Genomic DNA, 18,436 nt, shown 5'->3' on the forward strand with positions numbered 1-18,436 from the left:
CATATTCACCTCCTGTAAAAGGGTAAAGAAAGGATGGGTTTTTCCTCTTCAAGACGAAATAATCTGAAAAACAATGGGCAATACTAACAAAATCGATTACGTTTAGGAGGATATAATGTGACTTTATCTATCTTTGCCCTGGGAGGCATAAATGAAATCGGCAAAAATATGTATGTAGTCCAGTATGAGGACGATATTTTTGTGATTGATTGCGGAGGCAAATTTCCTGATGAGAGTTTGCTGGGAATCGATTTGATCATCCCGGAAATGACTTATCTGGAGGAAAACCGGGAAAAAATCCGCGGGCTGATTGTGACTCATGGCCATGAGGATCATATCGGCGGGGTTCCTTATTTTTTCAAAAAGCTGAAGGCGCCTGTATATGCGACAGATTTTACATTGGGATTGATCGAGTTAAAACTGAGTGAGCATAAGCTTTTGAGAGGTACAGAACTGAAGAAAATCTATTCGGATTCGGTACTGGATTTTGGGAAGGTCAAGGTTTCTTTTTTCAAAGTGAGCCACAGCATACCCGATTGCCTTGGGATCGTTTTTCATACTCCAGAGGGGAATGTAGTGCATACAGGAGACTTTAAATTCGACCTGACCCCTGCGAATGATGAACAATCAGAAATCCATAAAATGGCGAAGATCGGGACAGAAGGCGTTTTGGCACTGCTTTCTGAGAGCACAAATGCAGAACGTACAGGATTGACGCCTTCTGAACGGATGGTCGCCGGTCATCTGGAAGAGGCGTTCATGAAAGCGGATGGAAAAATCTTTGTTTCAACTTTCGCTTCAAACGTGAACAGGGTACAGCAGGTTGTCGAAGCGGCAATTAAGACAGACAGGAAGCTTGCTTTGCTAGGCAGGAGCATGGTGAATGTTGTGGATGTCGCGATCGAAAGAGGATACTTGAATGTCCCTGAAGGAATGCTGATTCAGCCACAAGTTGTCGACCAGTTAGACCCGGGCAAGGTGGCCATTCTTTGTACAGGCAGCCAGGGAGAACCGATGGCGGCACTGTCCCGGCTCTCCACAGGAAATTACCGTGATGTCAACATATACCCAGGTGATACGGTCATCATGGCGGCATCACCGATACCAGGGAATGAAAAAGATGTATCCAAGATCATCGATAATTTATTCAAGCTCGGTGCGAAAGTCATTTACGGCTCAGGCAGTACAACGGGCATGCATGTTTCGGGGCACGGCTACCAGGAAGACCTCAAGCTGATGCTGACATTGATGAAACCGAAATATTTCATCCCGATTCATGGGGAATACCGGATGCTTCACCATCACCGTTTGTTGGCAGAATCGGTGGGAGTGGAAAGAGGGCATACATTCATTATCAAAAATGGGGATATCGTTGATATCGAAAATGGCGAAGCACGCCAGACTCGGAATATCCCGGCTGGTGATACCTATATGGATGGTGTCAGTGTCGGGGATGTTGGCGAAATCGTGCTCAGGGACCGCAAGCAGCTTTCTGAGGATGGCATGCTGGTGATTGTCCTGACTTTGAGCAAGGCAGAACGGAAAATCATTTCAGGTCCCGATACCATTTCGCGAGGCTTTGTGTTTGTGAAAAACTCGGAGGACCTGATGCGTGATGTAAATAATATCGTCACGAAAACCGTAACTGAACTGCAAGAGGATAATGTTCACCGCTGGAATGTCATCAAGCAGGGAATCAAAAAAGCGGTCGGCCAGCATATTTTCCAGCAGACCAGAAGGAAGCCGATGATTCTCCCGATTATCATTGAAATCTAACCAGGTACTGACCAAGTATCTGGTTTTTTTGTTGACATGACACTATATGGTGTTATAAAATTAGAAGCGACACAAAAAGGTGTTATAAATATATTGGAGGTCAAACCATGACAATACAACCTGATATTCGTAAAACAATCCTATTGAATGCATCAATTGAAAAAGTGTGGAAAGCAGTTGCCACATCGGAAGGAATGGCAGCGTGGTGGATGCCGAATACGTTCGAACCGGAACTTGGCAGGGAGTTCACTCTTCACGCAGGGCCATTTGGTGATTCGCCATGCAAGGTGACAGAATTGGATCCCCCGAATCGACTTGGCTTTGACTGGGGAAAAGACTGGCATCTTGCCTTTGAATTAAAGGATCTTGATGGCAAGACAGAATTCACACTGATTCACTCCGGCTGGGATCCAGAAAAGGTTACTGAATTTGGCCAGCCACATACAATTGTTCAGGGTATTATGGATAACGGCTGGGATAAAATCGTCAAAGAAGCACTTCCTTCTTATATCGAGGGTTAACATGCCAGCTTCTCAAGCGAGACATGATGTGTTCCAGGCTGTCGCGGATCCGACTCGCCGAAAAATATTAAAGCTGCTTGCCGAAAAGGAGATGCCGATCGCCTCCATAACGGAAAGATTCCCGATAACCAGGACGGCCGTCAATAAGCATTTATTTGTGTTATCAGAAGCGGGGCTCGTCACAAGCAGGAAAATTGGACGGGAAACACGTTACGAATTGCAGCCAGAACCGCTCCGAGAATTGCAGGAATGGCTCTCCTTCTTCGAGATTTATTGGGATAACAAATTATCGGCACTGAAAAACTTTGTGGAATCTGATGAAGAATAGGAGGCATTTTCATGGAAAAAGCAACCCCGTTTTTAATGTTCGAAGGTAATGCAGAGGAAGCAATGAAATACTACACTTCGCTCATTGAAGATTCGGAAATCACCTCCATTTCAAGATATGGAGCAGATGGGCCAGGAAAGAAAGGTAGCGTCATTCAGGCGACCTTTACATTAAAAGGGCAGGAATTCATGTGCATCGACAGCAATATCCATCATGAATTCACCTTTACTCCCTCTTTTTCAATCTTCCTTACCTGCAGTTCGGAAGCTGAAATTGATCACTTGTTTGAAAAACTGTCTGAAGAGGGTTCAGTATTAATGCCTTTAGGGGATTATTCCTTCAGCAAAAAATTCGCCTGGACAGTCGACAAGTTTGGCGTCTCCTGGCAATTGAATCTGCCTAATTAGTCCTTGAGAGCATGGAGAATCCTCCATGCTTTTTACATTCCTGCTTAACAAATGCTGTGATAAAGTCTACACTAATAATTATTGATAAATGCATCTGCCAGGAGGGAAGCAGGCCATGGAAATCAAACTGAATCAAAAACTCATCAAGGATTTATGCGGAACTGTTTCCTTCAAACGCGGGGATGCATTTTACCGTGCAGGTAAAGTGAAGTTTACTGATTACAGTACCGATCATGCAGAAGCAATCGTGACAGGTGCAGATGACTTCCATGTCACTGTCACGAACACCGGGAATGGACGTTTCCAGACTCAGTGCACATGCCCGAAGCTTGCATCTGTCAAACAAGAGTGCCAGCATGTGGCGTCTGTCCTGATTGCGATTATTGATGAACAAAAGCGGGGAAGTACAAACAGGATAACACAAACGAAAAATGATCTGGCTGATGGAGTGCTGGCCATCTTCACTGAAGAGCCGAGAAGGACAAGCGGCCATCAGCTGCATTTTGAAACGCGGAAGGTATTGAATACTCAGTTCATAATCAAGCCATTTGAAGGCAGCAGCCAGGAGAACTTGTTCGGTGTTTCCATCAGCCTGGGGCCTGTCAAAGTTAATGATCTGGCTGGTTTTTTACTGAGTATAGCGAAACGAGAGCCAGCAACAATTTCTCCTCTGTTCCAATACGATCCACAGCTCCATTGCTTTCAAAATGAAACCGATTCTGTCATTATGCTGCTGACTCAAATTGTGCTGGATGCAGATTTGGCCATCAATGAAGTGGACGATCCTTCCATTGTGGTCATTCCGCCATCTTTTTGGCAGCACATTCTGCAGCTGCTTAGGAAGGTGCCGGATTCAAAACTGGAAAGTGGCGGCGAGCTTACAGAATTCAATGTTACCAATGAAAAGCTTTCCCTGAAGTTTAATTTTGAAAAAAATATAGGGAATGACTATTCTTTAAGTATAGTCGGCATCCATGAATTGACTGTTTTTGATAAATATAACGTGGTTCTGTCCAATACCCACTTAGTGGAGCTTAGCCAGGAGGATTTCAGCCGATTGTTTGAACTGAAAAATATCCTGGAGACATCAAAGACAGACAGCATTCCAATTTTACAGGATCAAATGGGATTCTTCGTCGAAAAAGTCGTTCCCGGTCTGCGCCGTATTGGCGAGGTGCAAATCGATGGTGACATGGCAAAGCAATTCCTGACAGATCCCCTGGTGGCGAAGCTTTACCTTGACCGGGTCAATAACCGGTTGTTGGCGGGACTGGAATTCCAGTATGGCAACATTGTATTCAACCCGCTCGAGGACAGGGAACCCCGGGTTAATACGTTGTTGATTCGGGATGTTGAAAAAGAAGATGTGATCATTGATATACTGGACGAAAGTTCTTTCGCCAAGACGGATGGCGGTTATTTCTTGCATAATGAAGAACTCGAATATGAATTCCTGTATCATGTATTGCCGAAACTCCAGAAATTCGTACAGGTCTATGCTACGACTTCGGTCAGGAACAGGATATTCAGGGAGCCGGCAAGGCCGCAAATCCGTGTGAAGGTAAAAAAAGAACGGACTAACTGGCTTGAATTCAAGTTTGAAATGGATGGAATAGCCGAAAAGCAAATCCGCGAGGTTCTGGAAGCACTTGAAGAGAAACAGAAATATTTCCGATTGCGCAATGGGATGCTGATGTCGCTTGAAACACGAGAATGGGAAGAAATCCAGCGTTTCTTAAAAGCAGGGCCAGTTCAGGCAGATGACCTGGAAAAAGGGTTGAACATGCCAATCATACGGGGAATGCAGATGTTGGATTCATTCGATGATCAATCTGTCATTCTAGCAGAAGAATCCTTCAGGCAATTTTTACAGGAAATCACCCTCCCTTCAGAAGCTAAATTCATGATTCCTGAAAGACTGGAACCTGTTTTGCGTGAATACCAAAAGCAGGGCTATCAATGGCTGAAAACAATCGCAAGCTATGGCTTCGGAGGCATCCTTGCTGATGACATGGGACTGGGAAAAACGCTTCAAAGCATCACTTATATAGCATCGGAACTCGCAGATGCGAGGGATAAGAAACAGCCGATTCTGATTGTTTGTCCTTCATCGCTGGTCTATAACTGGCTAAGTGAATTTTTGAAATTCACACCGGAAATAGAGGCAGTGATCATCGACGGAAATAAAAACGAACGGGGCAGACTATTAACGGATGTTTCGGAAATGGATGTCGTCATCACTTCTTACATGTTGTTAAGACAAGACATCCACTTATATGAAAAAATAAAATTCCATACGGTCTTTTTCGATGAAGCACAAGCCTTCAAGAATCCGCTGACACAAACGGCAAAGGCGGTTATGAATATCCAGGCAGAGCACCGATTTGCCTTGACTGGAACGCCGATTGAAAACTCAACAGAAGAATTATGGTCCATTTTCAGGGTCGTATTCCCGGAGTTGTTCCAGGGATTAAAGGAATACAGCCATCTGACAAGCAAAACCATCGCACGCAGAATCCGCCCTTTCTTGTTGCGGAGAGTGAAAGAGGATGTACTTGGAGAGCTGCCTGAAAAAATCGAATCCATCGATCGAGTGGAATTGCTTCCTGAACAAAAGAAGCTCTACGCAGCATATTTGGCCAAACTTCGTCATCAAACCTTTAAGCAGCTTGATAAGAACACAATCAGAAAAAATCGCATCAAAATCCTCGCCGGACTGACAAGGCTCAGGCAAATTTGCTGTCACCCCGCCCTGTTTGTCGATGGCTACAAGGGAAGCTCTGCAAAGTTTGAGCAATTGAAGAAAATAATCGAGGAATCCAGGTATGCCGGCAGAAGGGTACTGATCTTCTCGCAGTATACAAAGATGCTGAGTTTGATTGCGAGGGAGTTAGCATATCAGGGCATTCCCTACTTTTACCTGGATGGACAGACGCCATCGGAAGACAGGGTTGAAACATGCGAAAAGTTCAATGCCGGAGAGCGGGACTTCTTCCTGATTTCATTGAAAGCAGGCGGGACAGGCTTGAATCTCACTGGAGCCGATACTGTCATCCTCTATGATTTATGGTGGAATCCAGCGGTTGAAGAGCAGGCTGCCGACCGGGCACACCGTATGGGCCAGAAAAATAAAGTTCAGGTCATCAAATTAATCTCAAAAGGGACGATTGAAGAAAAAATGAATGAGCTGCAGGAGAAAAAGCGAAATATGATTGAAGAAATCATTGAAGAAAAATCCTCAGCGGCCCTGACAGAGGAAGATATCCGCGAAATCCTTATGCTGTAGATTCATTGGAGTGTTAAAGTTTTAACAAAGTTGGCCGTTAATTCTTCAGATATTGAGGGAACTATAATGTTCTTTAGTTGAAACAGCTAGTACATTAACGATAATAAAACCCCTTTGTGAAAAACAAAGGGGCTTTCTGTATGCTTTATTTTGTTTCACTATCCAGGTAAGACCTGAGTGTCTGCTGCAATGTTCCTCTGGTATCTGCCTTTTGATCAAAGTTGATTCCAGAATGGATCATTTTCCTTACAAGCTCAGGGCGCATCCCGGTTATGACAGCCTTAGAGCCCATCATGGCAACACCATTCAATACTTTTTGGAAATGGTCGATAACGTTCATTTCCATATCCGCAATCCCGGATAGGTCCATGATTAGGGTTTGGACTTTCAATCTGGAAATATCCATCAGTACTTTTTCTTCGATAATCTGCATTCTGTAATCATCAATCATCCCGATTAGAGGAAGCACTGCAACAGTAGCGCTGACAGGGATTATAGGGACGGAAAGATGTTCAACCAGTTTTCGCTGTGAATTCAGCAGTTCATCCTTGTACTTAGTATAAGTTAAGAAGAAGGTATTCAAGAATTGGTCTACCTGGTCATTGATCTTTTTCTCCAGCTGGAAAAAATCCTCGCGATTTGTAACATTATTATGCAATTCATCATATTGGTTCAGAAATTGCCATAATGTCCGGCGGATGGCCTGAATCCATTCTAGTTTGAAGGCAACAGTCAAAGAATGTTCTGCCCAGGCGATTCCTTCTTGTTCAGCAAAAGCGATCAGCTCTTCTTCTTGCTGTTCAACTATGTAAACAATCAATTTTTCAGCGTTCTTCAACAGGTCAATATTCCCTTTTTGAAGGATCTCATGAATTTTACTGGCAACATTCACTGCTTCTGATAACAATTTCTCTTCAAATTGGTCTCTATTTGTTTTAATGAAATCTGTAATATCTTTTTGGTTAAAAGTGGATTCCATTTCTATGTACACTCCTCGAATATAAACTTTAGTGTAATTAACAACACGGAGATAGGTAAAACTACTCCCTTTTACAAACTGTAACAAAACGGTGGGGCGAATTCAAATAATTAACAGCATGTATCCTATAATTAAAGGATAAATCTTAGAAAAAAAGAAGTATAGTAAAAAGTATTTTTTAGAGGGGGGAAATCAATGGGCTGGTTGGTTATTGTCATTATTGCTTATTTGCCGATTATTTACCGAATCCATCGGCGGCTAGATTTTTTGGAAAAAGAAGTTGAACGGTTGAGTCAAGACCACGACAGTCGGAGAACTGAATAGGAATTGCCTGTTTGCAGACAGCTTACGTTAATCATAAAGTTATTATGTAAAGTGCTTTCGAAAGGGAGTAATTAGTAAATGAAACAAGAACAAGAAATGGTAAGCCTGTTGCTTGATTGGGCACAGCGAAATGATCATATCCGCACAGTTCTTCTGACCAGTTCCCGGGCCAACCCGTACGCTTTCACTGACCTTTTTACAGACTATGATTTCGAAATTTTCGTAGATGATTTAGATGTCTTTATGAGTGACGATGGCTGGCTTGATCAATTTGGAGTGCTAATCAAGAAAGTGGTTTTGCAGGATGGGAATTGGCGTACGCGCCTAGTCCTTTACGAGGATGGAACAAAAATTGATTTTCAGATTTCAACCAATGATTTCATAAAAAGCCTTGCTGAGCTTACTGAGCTGCCGGCAAAATATGATAATGGCTATAAAGTCCTGTTAGATAAGGACGGTTTAACAAAGGGAATTCCTGCTCCATCCTATAAGGCGTATTTCACCAGGAAGCCTTCTGAAGAAATATATACTGAGATCATCAATAGTTTTTGGGGTGATACGGCATACGTAGCGAACAGCCTCTGGCGTGATGAATTGTACTTTGCAAAATACATGCTCGACAATGTGATCCGATTCAATTACCTTCAGCCAGCGATTGAATGGTATCTTGGGGTAAAGCATGATTGGTCCATTAATCCCAATAAGTTCGGGCGCTGGTTCAAACGTTACCTGGACCCCGGAACATGGTCGGAATTGGAGGGGACTTATGCAGGAGCAGGGATTGAGGAAAACTGGGAAGCCCTTTTCCGGACTGCAGACCTGTTCAGCCGTATGGCCAAGGAAGTTGGGGAGAGTTTGGGTTATCAGTATCCCATGGAATATGAGCAGAAAATGAGGGCGTATTTGTTAAAAGTCAGGAATCTGCCAGCAGAGGCGGAAAGATTCGAATAATAGATTGTAAAAGCTGCCATGAAAATTCATGGCAGCTTTTCGTTCAATCTACATCCACATAGACTTGGTCTTCTTTGCCTGTTTTCACAGAGATGAATTTTTCTTCATCTACGTCTTCCTCATCAGGGGCCATGTAGACTAATTCAAAATTACCAGATAAAGCCGAGTAGATAATAAGATTTTGGGTATTATCTTTATTCTTTATCTCAGCTGGAAGGTCGACTTGATTCAATTGTTCAAAAGTAGGTACATAGCGATTGTGATTGAAGCTTTCAAGTTCGCCATTCCTGGCATTAATATGCATTATGGTTTCGGTTTCCAAGGGTGTATATAACATAAAATCTTGAACTTTAGGGACAGCTTTAAAGCTGTATACTTTATGCCTTGAGTCCTCGGAAAAATAATTATAGTTGAAACCTAAAGTAGTAAGCTCAAAATTGATCGTTTTTCCATATATTTTTTCTAAATACATCCTGGCTTTTTTTTCGACTTCACTTTTATCCATTACCGGTCCGTCAGTTAAAGGTCCGGTATCACCGAAGTACTGGGTTATCTGGCCTGTGATCGCGTCAATTTCTCCGCCATAACCATTTCCAATTTCAAAACGATATACAAACAAGTCATTAACCGGGCTTTCCTTTTTTAACTTGATTTTATCTTTATCAAAATCCAGTGCCTCCGCAATTCGATTTTTTAACTTCGACTCGTTCATAGGCTTGATTTGATCAGGCATTTTATGAAAGCGGGTATAACTGTAGGTTAGTAAATTTACATTTTCATAAAACTTATCCAACTCTTTTACATTTAAGATGTGGAGGTACGAGCTGTAGGCATGATGGGTTTTCCTATATTCATTCTCAGCAATTTCTTCCTGTTCGGCAAAATATTCTTTAAGTGCCTGGAATGCTGCTTCATCTGTTTTAGACCATCTTCCCTGGTTGTAACGGGTTTTCAAAACTTCCAGCATATCGTTTAATCTTTGTGAATTCAGAATGAGGGAGAATTCTGTTGCATTTGTTTTGTACTCCTCGAAGAAATTCAAATGATCTCTAAGTTCATTATTATATTCAAACAATCGATCCATTTCATAACCAGAGTTGATCTGTTCTTCGTTTTTCACTGCATCAATCAATCTGTCCATTTGCCCTATTGCATCATAATAACCATCTGTAGCCCTGAACAATTGTTCACGCTCATTTATGTAATCCGTGAATAGCATTGAAAAAAGTATTCCTGCAAGTACAACAGAAATTAGCCTTACGCGATTCAGTTTCATTTTTAAAATGATTTTTTCATCAAGGGATTTAGATACGGAAGCGTCTTCCATGTCATTTATTTGGACTGTTTTTTCACCGGTTGAATAAAATACCCTGCATGTTTCACATTCCTTCAGATGTTCCTCTACTGCTTTTTTTACAGAGGGACTAAGATCATTTTCAATATATAAAGGATATAGATCCTGGACTACTTCATGTTCCAATCTCATTCTCCACCCTCCAGATTCCTGTAAATTTCCTTGAATTTCTTTCTGGCACGGTACAAGCCAACCTTTACCTGGCCGATTGTTTCGTTGGTTATAAGTGCAACTTCTTCGTACGAAAGACCGTTGGCATCTCGTAAAATGATATAAGTCCGGTAATTCTCAGGCAATTGCAGCAACGTCAGCTCGATCTGTTTTTGATCATCTGAACGTTTGTATTGGTCTGGCTGTTTAGACCATTGCTCGTCAATCAAATCCGACTGAAACTCGACTTTGTTTTGTTTCTTCTTGCTGAAATTGATATAAGTGTTTCGTGCTATTTTAAGAAGCCAGGTTTTCAATGAGGACTCACCACGAAAGCTGGACAATGACTGGAATGCTTTCAAAAATGTATCCTGGGTAAGATCTTCGGCAATATGCTGATTCAAAGTTGACCGGTATAGGTACAAGAAAATCGCATTCTTGTAGGTTTCATATAATTCAATCCTCGGATCCGACATTCCATCCCCCTCTCTCTGGAAGCATAGACACTTGAAATTGGTAAAAGTTACACCTTATTTTAGAAAAAAATCCACAAAGAAGGTTGTGAATCTTTCAACTAATGGTAAAATTAGCTAAAATATCAATATGATTATCATCGGTTTAGTTTTATATTTTTATAGATGTGAAGGAGTAAATTAAGGATGTTAACTTTAAAGCCAATTACAAAGGACAACTGGGAGGACGCAATTGAGTTAAAAGTGAAGGAAGACCAAAAACACTTTATGGCCTTAAATTTGTATTCAATTGCTGAAGTCCAGTTCCTTGACCAGTTTCAAGCATGCGGAATTTATGATGGTCAGCAGATGGTAGGCTTTGCGATGTACGGCATTGACCCAGATGATAATAATTATTGGATCTATCGGCTGATGGTCGATGAGACGCATCAGGGTAAAGGGTTTGGAACTGAAGCAGTAAAGTTGATCGTTGCCGAGATCATAAGGATAAACACTGCTGGAATTCCGCTCATCATGATTGGCTACAACCAGGAAAACGCAGGTGCAAGAGCAACATATATGAAAGCCGGATTTGTCGAGACAGAAATCGCTCCATGGGGAGAACAGCTGGCAGCCTTTAGACTGAACGAAGCTGTTCAATGACGGACGAAATAGAGAGAAAAATGTCCGTTATCGAGACTATGACGGACAAAAATTAGAGAAGAGAGAACAAAAGTGTTCGTCATCGAGGCTATGACGGATAAAAATGAGAGAAAAGAAGAGAAAAGTGTCCATCATCGAGGCTATGATGGACAAAAATGAGAGAAAAGAAAAGAAAAATGTCCGTTATCGAGACTATGACGGACAAAAATTAGAGAAGAGAGAACAAAAGTGTTCGTCATCGAGGCTATGATGGACAAAAATGAGAGAAAAGAAGAGAAAAGTGTCCGTCATCGGGGTTTGACGGACAAAAAGGAGAGAATAGAAGGCAAAAAGTGTCCGTCATTAGGGTTAGGATGGACAAAAACACGATAACAACAGACAAAAGTGTCCGTCATAATCAATAAAACCTTCAATTGAAACAAATGGGGAGTGTTTTTTATGAATCTGGAGGAGTTGTTAATTGCTTTAAATATGGAGTTCGATGTGGAGTCATTTGGCAAGGATCCGGGTTTCAGCAGGTTCATTCCAGCTGCCTATGAATCTACGGGATTTGAGTGGCAGGAAGTTTTTGGGAAGAGGTACACAGAGCTTTTCAACGGGTTAATGATTAAAGGGGCGCCTGAAGTGAGCAGGGTATTCCTGGCTGTGTTTCCAACAGATGAAGTGCTTGAGTATTTTATCAATACCAGTAAAGAAGGAGACCTGCTGTTCATGCACCACCCGCTTCTGATGGAATGTGGTGATCCCAATGGGAAGTGGGGGCGCGGATTTGTACCAATAAGAAAAGAATTCTTAAATAGATTGATCGATAAAAAGCTGTCCGTTTACACAGTACATGAACCATTGGATTTTCACCGGGAATTGGGAACTAGTATAGCAATTCAGCAATCCCTTGAGGGGAGGAAAATCGATGGTTTTTTACCAGGGGATAATGGTGAGGATCTGGTGTTTATTTGCGAAATAGACGAAATAAGCACCGATAATCTTGTTACGAAACTTGAGAAGATTTTCGAAATCCCATATGTCGATTTTGAAGGCAAGAAACATGACCGAATTACAAAAGTAGCGATTATTGCAGGATGCGGTGACAAGGTGGACTGGATGAGGGAAGCCGAAATGAGAGGAGCTCAGGCATATATCACAGGTGAAATCCATTGCCATATTGATAATGATTATGGAAAGAAGAAATATCAGCAGATGATGGATTATGTATCTGAATCCAACATGTCGCTGATTGGCGTTTCTCATTCGGCTTCTGAATACTTGGTAAAGAAAACGTTAATTAGAAACTGGTTTCACGAAAAACTCAAAATGGAGACTATCATGATTCCTCAGGGAAAATGGTGGCTGTAAAAAGGAGCAGAAAATAATATGAAATACTGGCTTGCGTCAATCGTTCTAATTGTTATTTCTGTATTGTTTTTACAACAAGGGATGGACTTATGGAAGCTAGGGACTGATGTTGATGGAGATGGAATCGGTATTCATTTCTTGGGCTTCGAAATCAATGACAGCGTACAGGAAGCAAATATTCCTTCTTATGCTACAGGTTTTTTTATAGCAGCCGGGTTATCATTTGTGTTGATGTTAGTTGTAGTCAGCAGGAAAATTTTTAAAATGTCTAGGGCGGGTTAGGATTTTGGGGGTTAAGTGTAATGGAAGAAAAAGTTCAGCTGATCAAGCCAACAAAAGATTTGGAAAATGAATACCTTGAGTTTTACCACGAGTGGAAAGAAAGCGGAGAAGATATGATTCCCTGGGTAATTGCAAAGGACCCAGCGGATTTTGCCGGCATGGTTCAATTCTTGCTGGATAATGAAAAAGGGGTCAACATTCCAAAAGGCTGGGTTAAAGACTCAACTTACTGGCTTGTAAACAATAACAAAAAAATATTGGGTGTAGTCAATATCAGGCATGGGCTTACTGAAAAACTATTCAACATTGGCGGGCATATAGGCTATGGAATCCGCCCGAGTGAGAGGCATAAAGGCTATGCGACAAAAATCCTTGCTTATTCACTGGTAAAAACGAAGGAATTTGGAATCGATAAGGTCCTTGTCGTTTGTGATGCTGACAATATAGGATCCGCCAAAACAATAATCAATAATGGCGGAGTCGAGGATGTCAGCTTTACGGAGGAAGATGGCAATGTAGTGAGACGGTTTTGGATTGAAAATAAATCAAGTTGATACCGTAAAAATCACTTTGCATGTAATAGGCTAAGAGCTGTTACTCTTTCAGGAACATGATCTCCTTGGATTATGGCTGCCTTATTTACTGGCTTCCTTCTATTTTCAACTTGATATTTAGGATTTGCATTGACTAAACAGCATGGCGTTAGCTGGTTTCTGGTTTGTTCCCGAATTTACCGAATGAAAAGATCCTCGTCACAACACTTATCATTGTACCAAGAAAGGCACTTCCAACAATATCGGATGGATAATGGTGTCCGACCCAGATTCTAGAAAAACCTGTTAGTGCCGACATCCACATCATGATTGTCCCCAGTGTCCGGTGGAACATCAGGACAGTGGTAGAGGCGGTGAAAGCGAGCATTGTATGCTTGCTGGGAAAGGAAGAATCCATTTTTGACGGAATAAGAATCCCGACGCGCCGTTTTATGAATGGTCGCGGTTTGAAATAAAATAAATGGATGAAAAATTGGGCAGCCAAGCTGATGGTCACTGAAAGGCCTGTTTCAATAGCGATTTTTTTATTGAATCGGTTCTTGAACAGCATTACTAATATGATGAAAAGATAAACATAACGTACACGATTCGAAATAAGGATCATGAGTTGATCCACTGGTGTGAAACGGCCGGAAAGTCTGTTGATCAGCCGAAAAAGTTTAAGGTCCATCATGGAGCTCCTTAATGTTTTAGTCTTACTTTTCCCTCGCTGACGGCAAAAATGTATGGAAAAAGGAGAGGATATTCAATGGAACCAAAGGTAGTCAATAAAGAAACGTTTAAAGCTGTAGGTGTAAAATGGATTGGCACTTATGAACAGGCAGCCAGGGGAGAAATTAAGGTCTTCCATCATGAATTCCTAAAAAGAAGGAATGAGATTAAACATGCTGTGGAGCCTGATAACATTTTCGGGCTATCTTACCACAACACAAAAGATGGCTTTACATATTATCTTGCTCTTGAAGTGGAGGATGCGCAGTCTATACCTGAAGATATGGAGCTTATTACGGTTCCCGCGTATACATTTGCCAGCTTAGATTATAAGGGATCAGCAGTGCATGAAGCATATACAAGATTGTACACTTGGGTGAAACAAAATGAATATACGTTAAAACAGAGTGATTTGGAGCATCTGGAAGAGTATCCGGGAAGCTTTGATCCTTTAACAGGTGTACCTGAACTGAAGATTCATATTCCAATTATGATGTAGCTGGAATTTAAAAGGAGTTTTTATAAGAGGGGAATGTTTGAGGAATGTAAGGGATGGCTTAAAATTTCCCAAGTTCATTTTTATCAAAAAAAAACAAGCACTCTGGAAGCTGCTTGACCAGTGGCGTTAGCAAACTTCTTTCTCTCAGGCCGAGGTATTGGTTTTTTCATTGCCAATATCCTCCCCGCCATTGTTACCGCTGCTTATTCGGAATAATTCCAGTCCTCTGAGTAAGGCATCCCCTCCGAATCCAGCCATTATCGACATTAAAAATACCCTGAGCATCGAGTCAGCCTCGGATGAGACTACCAACAATGCTGCTGCTAAAGATCCTGTCAGGATTTCTTCAAGAAAACCGAGGTAGATAAATTTCTTTGTTTTTCTAGGCATGATAATCTTGCCACGTTTTCTCACATGTGCTGTCAGTCCAACAAATCCACCAATGACCATTGCGAAAATCATGTTTTCTAACAAATTGATCACTCTCCCAAAGTCCAGATTTTTGTTGGTCTTCCTTTGGTAACTCTGGATGTATTACTATTATACAAGTAGTAATGGTGGAAAAGCATGCGTAAATTTATCGAATTTTCAGTATATTTAAATGGTAAATAATATGTGTAACTTTTTGGAAGATAATGTTTTATTGTCTAATTTTGAAAAGTTACAGGCCTTAAGTCATAAAGAACGGGATTTGACATCGGTGTGAAATGAAAAAAATATTATTTATTAAGAAGGAGGACAAAAATGTTTATTCTGAATGTTGAGGGTACGATCCAGAGAGGTGGGAGATGGCTCATTATTGAGAGGAGTACGAAGGAAGATCATGCTGGAGGGCAATTATCGCTTGTTGGCGGGAAGGTAGAAAACGAAGGGTTCTCTAAAGATTTGCTCGAGCGGACTTTGAAGAGGGAGCTGTTTGAAGAAGTTGGGATCGAAGTTAGTGCCAATATGAATTATTTGCGAAGCAGTTCGTTTGTACTGCCTGACGGGAGAGAAGTTCTCGACATCGTGTTTCATTGTGTAATCGAAAGGGGAGAACCGTTTGCAAAAAGTCCGGATGAAGTGGAGGCCGTATATTGGATGTCTGCAGAAGAAATTTATGCACATCCAAACGCACCAATCTGGTTAAAGGAAAGCATTGAGAAAGCCGAACGTTATGTTCATTCTTCGACAATGATGGCCACCGATTAAGGTGGTTATTTTTTTGCCTAAAAAAGGAAATGCGAGGTCGGCTATCGAATATGTTAAGGAATTTCTTCGGTGAATTGAGGAGTTGGCAAATTGAATATCTTAGAAAAGTTAGTCAGTGAATTCATGTTGATGATTAATCATAAACACCGATTGATCATTGGCATTGACGGGCTTAGCCGGTCGGGGAAAACGACCATTGTAAAGAAGTTAGCTGCATTGCTGGAAGAATCCGAAATGAAAAGCCAGATCCTGCATTTGGATGACCATATTGTCGATCGAACGAAAAGATATGGAACGGGCGAAGCGGAATGGAAGGAGTATTATTACCGGCAGTGGGAAGTAGAGAAACTGAGTGAAATATTGTTTGAAAAACTCCATCATGATAATGAACTTTTGCTTCCGTTCTATGATGATCAAATGGATCAACAAGTATATAAAAAGCTGAACTTAATGGGCAAGAACGTTGTTTTGGTCGAAGGGATATTCCTGCAGCGAAAAGAGTGGAAAGAGTATCTGGACTATACCATTTTTATCGACTGCCCCCGCCATATAAGATTTGAGAGGGAAAATGCCCGCACTCGGGAGAATATAGAAAAGTTCGAGAATAGATATTGGAAATCGGAGGATTATTATCTGGAAAAGCTCAGTCCAAAAGTAAAAGCCGATAAAGTCCTAACATGTCATCAATTAATGGAAGGTTCATTTCGCACAGAAGGTGATAGTGAATGAATTGGAAAAGAATATTTGGCTTTGGCAGGGAATCAAAACAAGACATTAATATAGCTAACATTGGGATTTCTGACGAGGTGCTGTCCATCATAAGTAAATTCACCACTGGAAGGTTGAAGCCATTTTATAAAACAGATCTGTATACAGATAAGAAGAGTGTCATAGGAGTCTGTATAGAGGTAAAACAGGATCAAGCGGAACATCTTGTCTTAAAAATGAGGGAGGAAATGCAAGAACTAGGATTTCTTCCTTTTATCTGTGATTCCGAACATAACAAGGTGTGTATCACCCAGGTATCAGACCAGTTTGACATCATTAAAATTCAGCAAACCAATGGAGATAACTATGATATTACTAGCGAAATGGTTATTTCCAAACTCAAGGAGTGGCATCACAGGTATCCATTCACCATCATAGGAGCGGATTTTGACTGGGTGGAAGCCACATTTCAGGTAATTCCTGAGAGCAAAAAATTGAGATCCTTCGCCACCGAAATGTATAAATTCTGTCCAGACATCGTTGAGCAGGGAGCAGGTTCGATCAATGGATTAATGGAAGAATTGGAAGAGTCAAATAAATTATTTTTATGGTGGGACTGATCATCTTTGGAAGGGGATTATTATGGATTCAAGGATTTCTGAGAAGTTCAAACATTTTGCTGTGCATGAATGCATGGGATCGAGTCCTTTATATGAATTTCTTTCTTTGAAAATTGCTGAGGATTGGGAAATGCTTGAACTTGCAAATAAAGCGAAGGATGGCCAGCCGGTGCCAAATTTGCTTTTTGGGGCTGTACATTATCTGCTGATGAAAGGTTATGAGCATCCACTCGCTGAATTCTACCCAAGTTTGACAAACCATCCACGTTCAAGTGATGAAGCTTTTACTGCTTTCGTTGATTTTTGCCGTGAATTTACTGAAGAAATGACTGAGATTATTGAAAGCAAAATCGTTCAGACTAATGAAGTAAGGCGCTGTTCTTACCTTTACCCGGTTTTTAGCCATATTTTTAAAAAGGTCCAAAAACCGTTGGCCTTGATAGAAATCGGGAGTAGTGCGGGTTTGCAGCTTTTCCTTGATCAATATAGCTATTCGTATGGGTCAGGACAAATCTTTGGTAAACCTGATTCGCCGGTTCACTTAATATCTAAAATCAAAGGGCAAAATAATATATTCAGTGAAATGGACATCCCTGAAGTGAAGACCAGGATTGGGATTGACCTGCATATCAACGATGTTAAAAATACGGAGGACTATCTTTGGCTTAAAGCTCTCATCTGGCCTGAACATCATGAAAGGCGGAAACTGTTTGAAAAAGCAGCAAACTTTGTGGCTAACCAGTCTTTGAGATTAATAGAAGGGGATGGCGTCGAACTCCTCAAATCCCTTGATGCCGAAATACCTGATGAGCAGGTGATCTGCGTTTTTCATACTCATGTTGCCAATCAAATGCCTGACACAACAAAGAAGAAACTCTTGGACCAAGTAAAGCAGATTGGTGACCGAAGGGACATCTTTCATATTTACAATAATATGTACGACTCAAGTCTCCACCTGGATTACTATCATGATGGAAAAGAAAGCCTGAAAACAATCGGGGAAACCGAAGGCCATGGACGCTGGTTCAGCCTGAATCTCAGATAGGGTGACTATTACACATACTGTATTTTAGGAGGGCGAAGAGATGGCGGGAACAATATTTTGGCTGCTGGTTGGTGCATCGGGAATTCTTTTGATATTCGGATTGGTCAACAAGTCCTGGAAAGCGCTCATTGGGTGTGGGGTTGCTGTACTTCTGCCATCCCTTTATTTTTTGGGAGCCGAAAACTGGTTACGCGTCTTGGCTTTGGTACCTCTGTTTCCAATTGGGTTAGGAATTTTCTATGCAAAATCCACTAGTTAAAACTAATTGATTTTTGAAGCTAT

Annotated in this window: 22 protein-coding genes; 17 read left to right on the plus strand and 5 right to left on the minus strand. The window is 41.4% G+C overall.

Features of this window, described 5'->3' with window-relative positions; all coding sequences use genetic code 11:
* Window positions 1-168 precede the first annotated feature (168 nt).
* The 5 genes from J7E38_RS13870 (at window position 169) to J7E38_RS13890 (ending at window position 6,318) form a co-directional block, all read left to right on the plus strand.
* Window positions 169-1,776 (plus strand): ribonuclease J, encoded by a 1,608-nt coding sequence (locus J7E38_RS13870; protein ID WP_215038640.1) that lies wholly within the window; start codon window positions 169-171, stop codon window positions 1,774-1,776.
* A gap of 107 nt (window positions 1,777-1,883) precedes the next feature.
* Window positions 1,884-2,297: an SRPBCC family protein gene (locus J7E38_RS13875; protein ID WP_214706976.1), complete on the plus strand. Its 414-nt coding sequence runs from the start codon at window positions 1,884-1,886 to the stop codon at window positions 2,295-2,297.
* A 1-nt stretch (window position 2,298) separates the two neighbouring features.
* Complete coding sequence (locus J7E38_RS13880; protein ID WP_214706977.1) at window positions 2,299-2,625, plus strand: ArsR/SmtB family transcription factor; 327 nt, start codon at window positions 2,299-2,301, stop codon at window positions 2,623-2,625.
* Between the two features lie 11 nt (window positions 2,626-2,636).
* The gene (locus J7E38_RS13885; protein WP_214706978.1) at window positions 2,637-3,032 is read left to right on the plus strand and encodes a VOC family protein; all 396 of its coding nucleotides are present in this window, start codon (window positions 2,637-2,639) and stop codon (window positions 3,030-3,032) included.
* 115 nt (window positions 3,033-3,147) lie between these two features.
* The gene (locus J7E38_RS13890) at window positions 3,148-6,318 is read left to right on the plus strand and encodes a DEAD/DEAH box helicase (RefSeq protein ID WP_214706979.1); all 3,171 of its coding nucleotides are present in this window, start codon (window positions 3,148-3,150) and stop codon (window positions 6,316-6,318) included.
* A gap of 145 nt (window positions 6,319-6,463) precedes the next feature.
* Here the strand turns inward: J7E38_RS13890 and J7E38_RS13895 are convergent, their stop codons facing one another.
* Complete coding sequence (locus J7E38_RS13895; protein ID WP_214706980.1) at window positions 6,464-7,297, minus strand: STAS domain-containing protein; 834 nt, start codon at window positions 7,295-7,297, stop codon at window positions 6,464-6,466.
* A gap of 195 nt (window positions 7,298-7,492) precedes the next feature.
* Here J7E38_RS13895 and J7E38_RS24165 point away from each other — a divergent pair, with 195 nt between their 5' ends.
* Window positions 7,493-7,621 (plus strand): hypothetical protein, encoded by a 129-nt coding sequence (locus tag J7E38_RS24165; protein WP_285291743.1) that lies wholly within the window; start codon window positions 7,493-7,495, stop codon window positions 7,619-7,621.
* A gap of 78 nt (window positions 7,622-7,699) precedes the next feature.
* Window positions 7,700-8,572, plus strand: a complete 873-nt coding sequence (locus J7E38_RS13900) for an aminoglycoside 6-adenylyltransferase (protein WP_214706981.1) — start codon at window positions 7,700-7,702, stop codon at window positions 8,570-8,572.
* Between the two features lie 43 nt (window positions 8,573-8,615).
* On the opposite strand, the gene J7E38_RS13905 is transcribed toward J7E38_RS13900, so the two are convergent.
* Together J7E38_RS13905 and J7E38_RS13910 are read right to left on the minus strand one after the other, a co-directional pair.
* Entirely contained in the window at window positions 8,616-10,058 is a 1,443-nt protein-coding gene (locus J7E38_RS13905) for a zf-HC2 domain-containing protein (protein ID WP_214706983.1), read from the minus strand.
* On the minus strand, window positions 10,055-10,552 hold the full coding sequence (locus J7E38_RS13910) for an RNA polymerase sigma factor (protein WP_214706984.1): 498 nt from the start codon (window positions 10,550-10,552) through the stop codon (window positions 10,055-10,057). The genes J7E38_RS13905 and J7E38_RS13910 overlap by 4 nt, the downstream gene beginning before the upstream one ends.
* Before the next feature lie 183 nt (window positions 10,553-10,735).
* Between J7E38_RS13910 and J7E38_RS13915 the strand changes: the two genes are divergently transcribed.
* The 4 genes from J7E38_RS13915 (at window position 10,736) to J7E38_RS13930 (ending at window position 13,380) form a co-directional block, all read left to right on the plus strand.
* Window positions 10,736-11,191 carry a GNAT family N-acetyltransferase gene (locus tag J7E38_RS13915; RefSeq protein ID WP_214706985.1) on the plus strand — a complete coding sequence of 152 codons (456 nt, stop codon included), beginning with the start codon at window positions 10,736-10,738 and terminating at the stop codon, window positions 11,189-11,191.
* 438 nt (window positions 11,192-11,629) lie between these two features.
* Window positions 11,630-12,544 (plus strand): Nif3-like dinuclear metal center hexameric protein, encoded by a 915-nt coding sequence (locus tag J7E38_RS13920; protein ID WP_214706986.1) that lies wholly within the window; start codon window positions 11,630-11,632, stop codon window positions 12,542-12,544.
* 18 nt (window positions 12,545-12,562) lie between these two features.
* Window positions 12,563-12,826 carry a hypothetical protein gene (locus J7E38_RS13925; RefSeq protein WP_214706987.1) on the plus strand — a complete coding sequence of 88 codons (264 nt, stop codon included), beginning with the start codon at window positions 12,563-12,565 and terminating at the stop codon, window positions 12,824-12,826.
* Window positions 12,827-12,846: 20 nt separating this feature from the next.
* Complete coding sequence (locus J7E38_RS13930) at window positions 12,847-13,380, plus strand: GNAT family N-acetyltransferase (RefSeq protein ID WP_214706988.1); 534 nt, start codon at window positions 12,847-12,849, stop codon at window positions 13,378-13,380.
* Between the two features lie 148 nt (window positions 13,381-13,528).
* On the opposite strand, the gene J7E38_RS13935 is transcribed toward J7E38_RS13930, so the two are convergent.
* Window positions 13,529-14,050, minus strand: a complete 522-nt coding sequence (locus J7E38_RS13935; protein ID WP_214706989.1) for an undecaprenyl-diphosphatase — start codon at window positions 14,048-14,050, stop codon at window positions 13,529-13,531.
* Between the two features lie 78 nt (window positions 14,051-14,128).
* On the opposite strand from J7E38_RS13935, the gene J7E38_RS13940 reads away from it, so the two are divergent.
* The gene (locus tag J7E38_RS13940) at window positions 14,129-14,590 is read left to right on the plus strand and encodes a GyrI-like domain-containing protein (RefSeq protein WP_214706991.1); all 462 of its coding nucleotides are present in this window, start codon (window positions 14,129-14,131) and stop codon (window positions 14,588-14,590) included.
* A 144-nt stretch (window positions 14,591-14,734) separates the two neighbouring features.
* On the opposite strand, the gene J7E38_RS13945 is transcribed toward J7E38_RS13940, so the two are convergent.
* Window positions 14,735-15,064 (minus strand): DUF4257 domain-containing protein, encoded by a 330-nt coding sequence (locus J7E38_RS13945; RefSeq protein WP_144475998.1) that lies wholly within the window; start codon window positions 15,062-15,064, stop codon window positions 14,735-14,737.
* Window positions 15,065-15,334: 270 nt separating this feature from the next.
* On the opposite strand from J7E38_RS13945, the gene J7E38_RS13950 reads away from it, so the two are divergent.
* The 5 genes from J7E38_RS13950 (at window position 15,335) to J7E38_RS13970 (ending at window position 18,413) form a co-directional block, all read left to right on the plus strand.
* Entirely contained in the window at window positions 15,335-15,781 is a 447-nt protein-coding gene (locus J7E38_RS13950; protein ID WP_214706993.1) for an NUDIX hydrolase, read from the plus strand.
* 123 nt (window positions 15,782-15,904) lie between these two features.
* Window positions 15,905-16,510 (plus strand): kinase, encoded by a 606-nt coding sequence (locus J7E38_RS13955; protein ID WP_483297176.1) that lies wholly within the window; start codon window positions 15,905-15,907, stop codon window positions 16,508-16,510.
* Complete coding sequence (locus J7E38_RS13960) at window positions 16,507-17,109, plus strand: DUF4253 domain-containing protein (RefSeq protein WP_214706997.1); 603 nt, start codon at window positions 16,507-16,509, stop codon at window positions 17,107-17,109. The genes J7E38_RS13955 and J7E38_RS13960 overlap by 4 nt, the downstream gene beginning before the upstream one ends.
* Before the next feature lie 16 nt (window positions 17,110-17,125).
* Entirely contained in the window at window positions 17,126-18,154 is a 1,029-nt protein-coding gene (locus tag J7E38_RS13965) for a DUF2332 domain-containing protein (RefSeq protein WP_483297177.1), read from the plus strand.
* A gap of 40 nt (window positions 18,155-18,194) precedes the next feature.
* Window positions 18,195-18,413 (plus strand): hypothetical protein, encoded by a 219-nt coding sequence (locus J7E38_RS13970; protein WP_214707000.1) that lies wholly within the window; start codon window positions 18,195-18,197, stop codon window positions 18,411-18,413.
* Window positions 18,414-18,436 lie beyond the last annotated feature (23 nt).

The sequence above is a fragment of the Bacillus sp. ISL-35 genome (genome assembly GCF_018613355.1).
In the GTDB taxonomy this organism is placed as follows: domain Bacteria; phylum Bacillota; class Bacilli; order Bacillales; family Cytobacillaceae; genus Mesobacillus.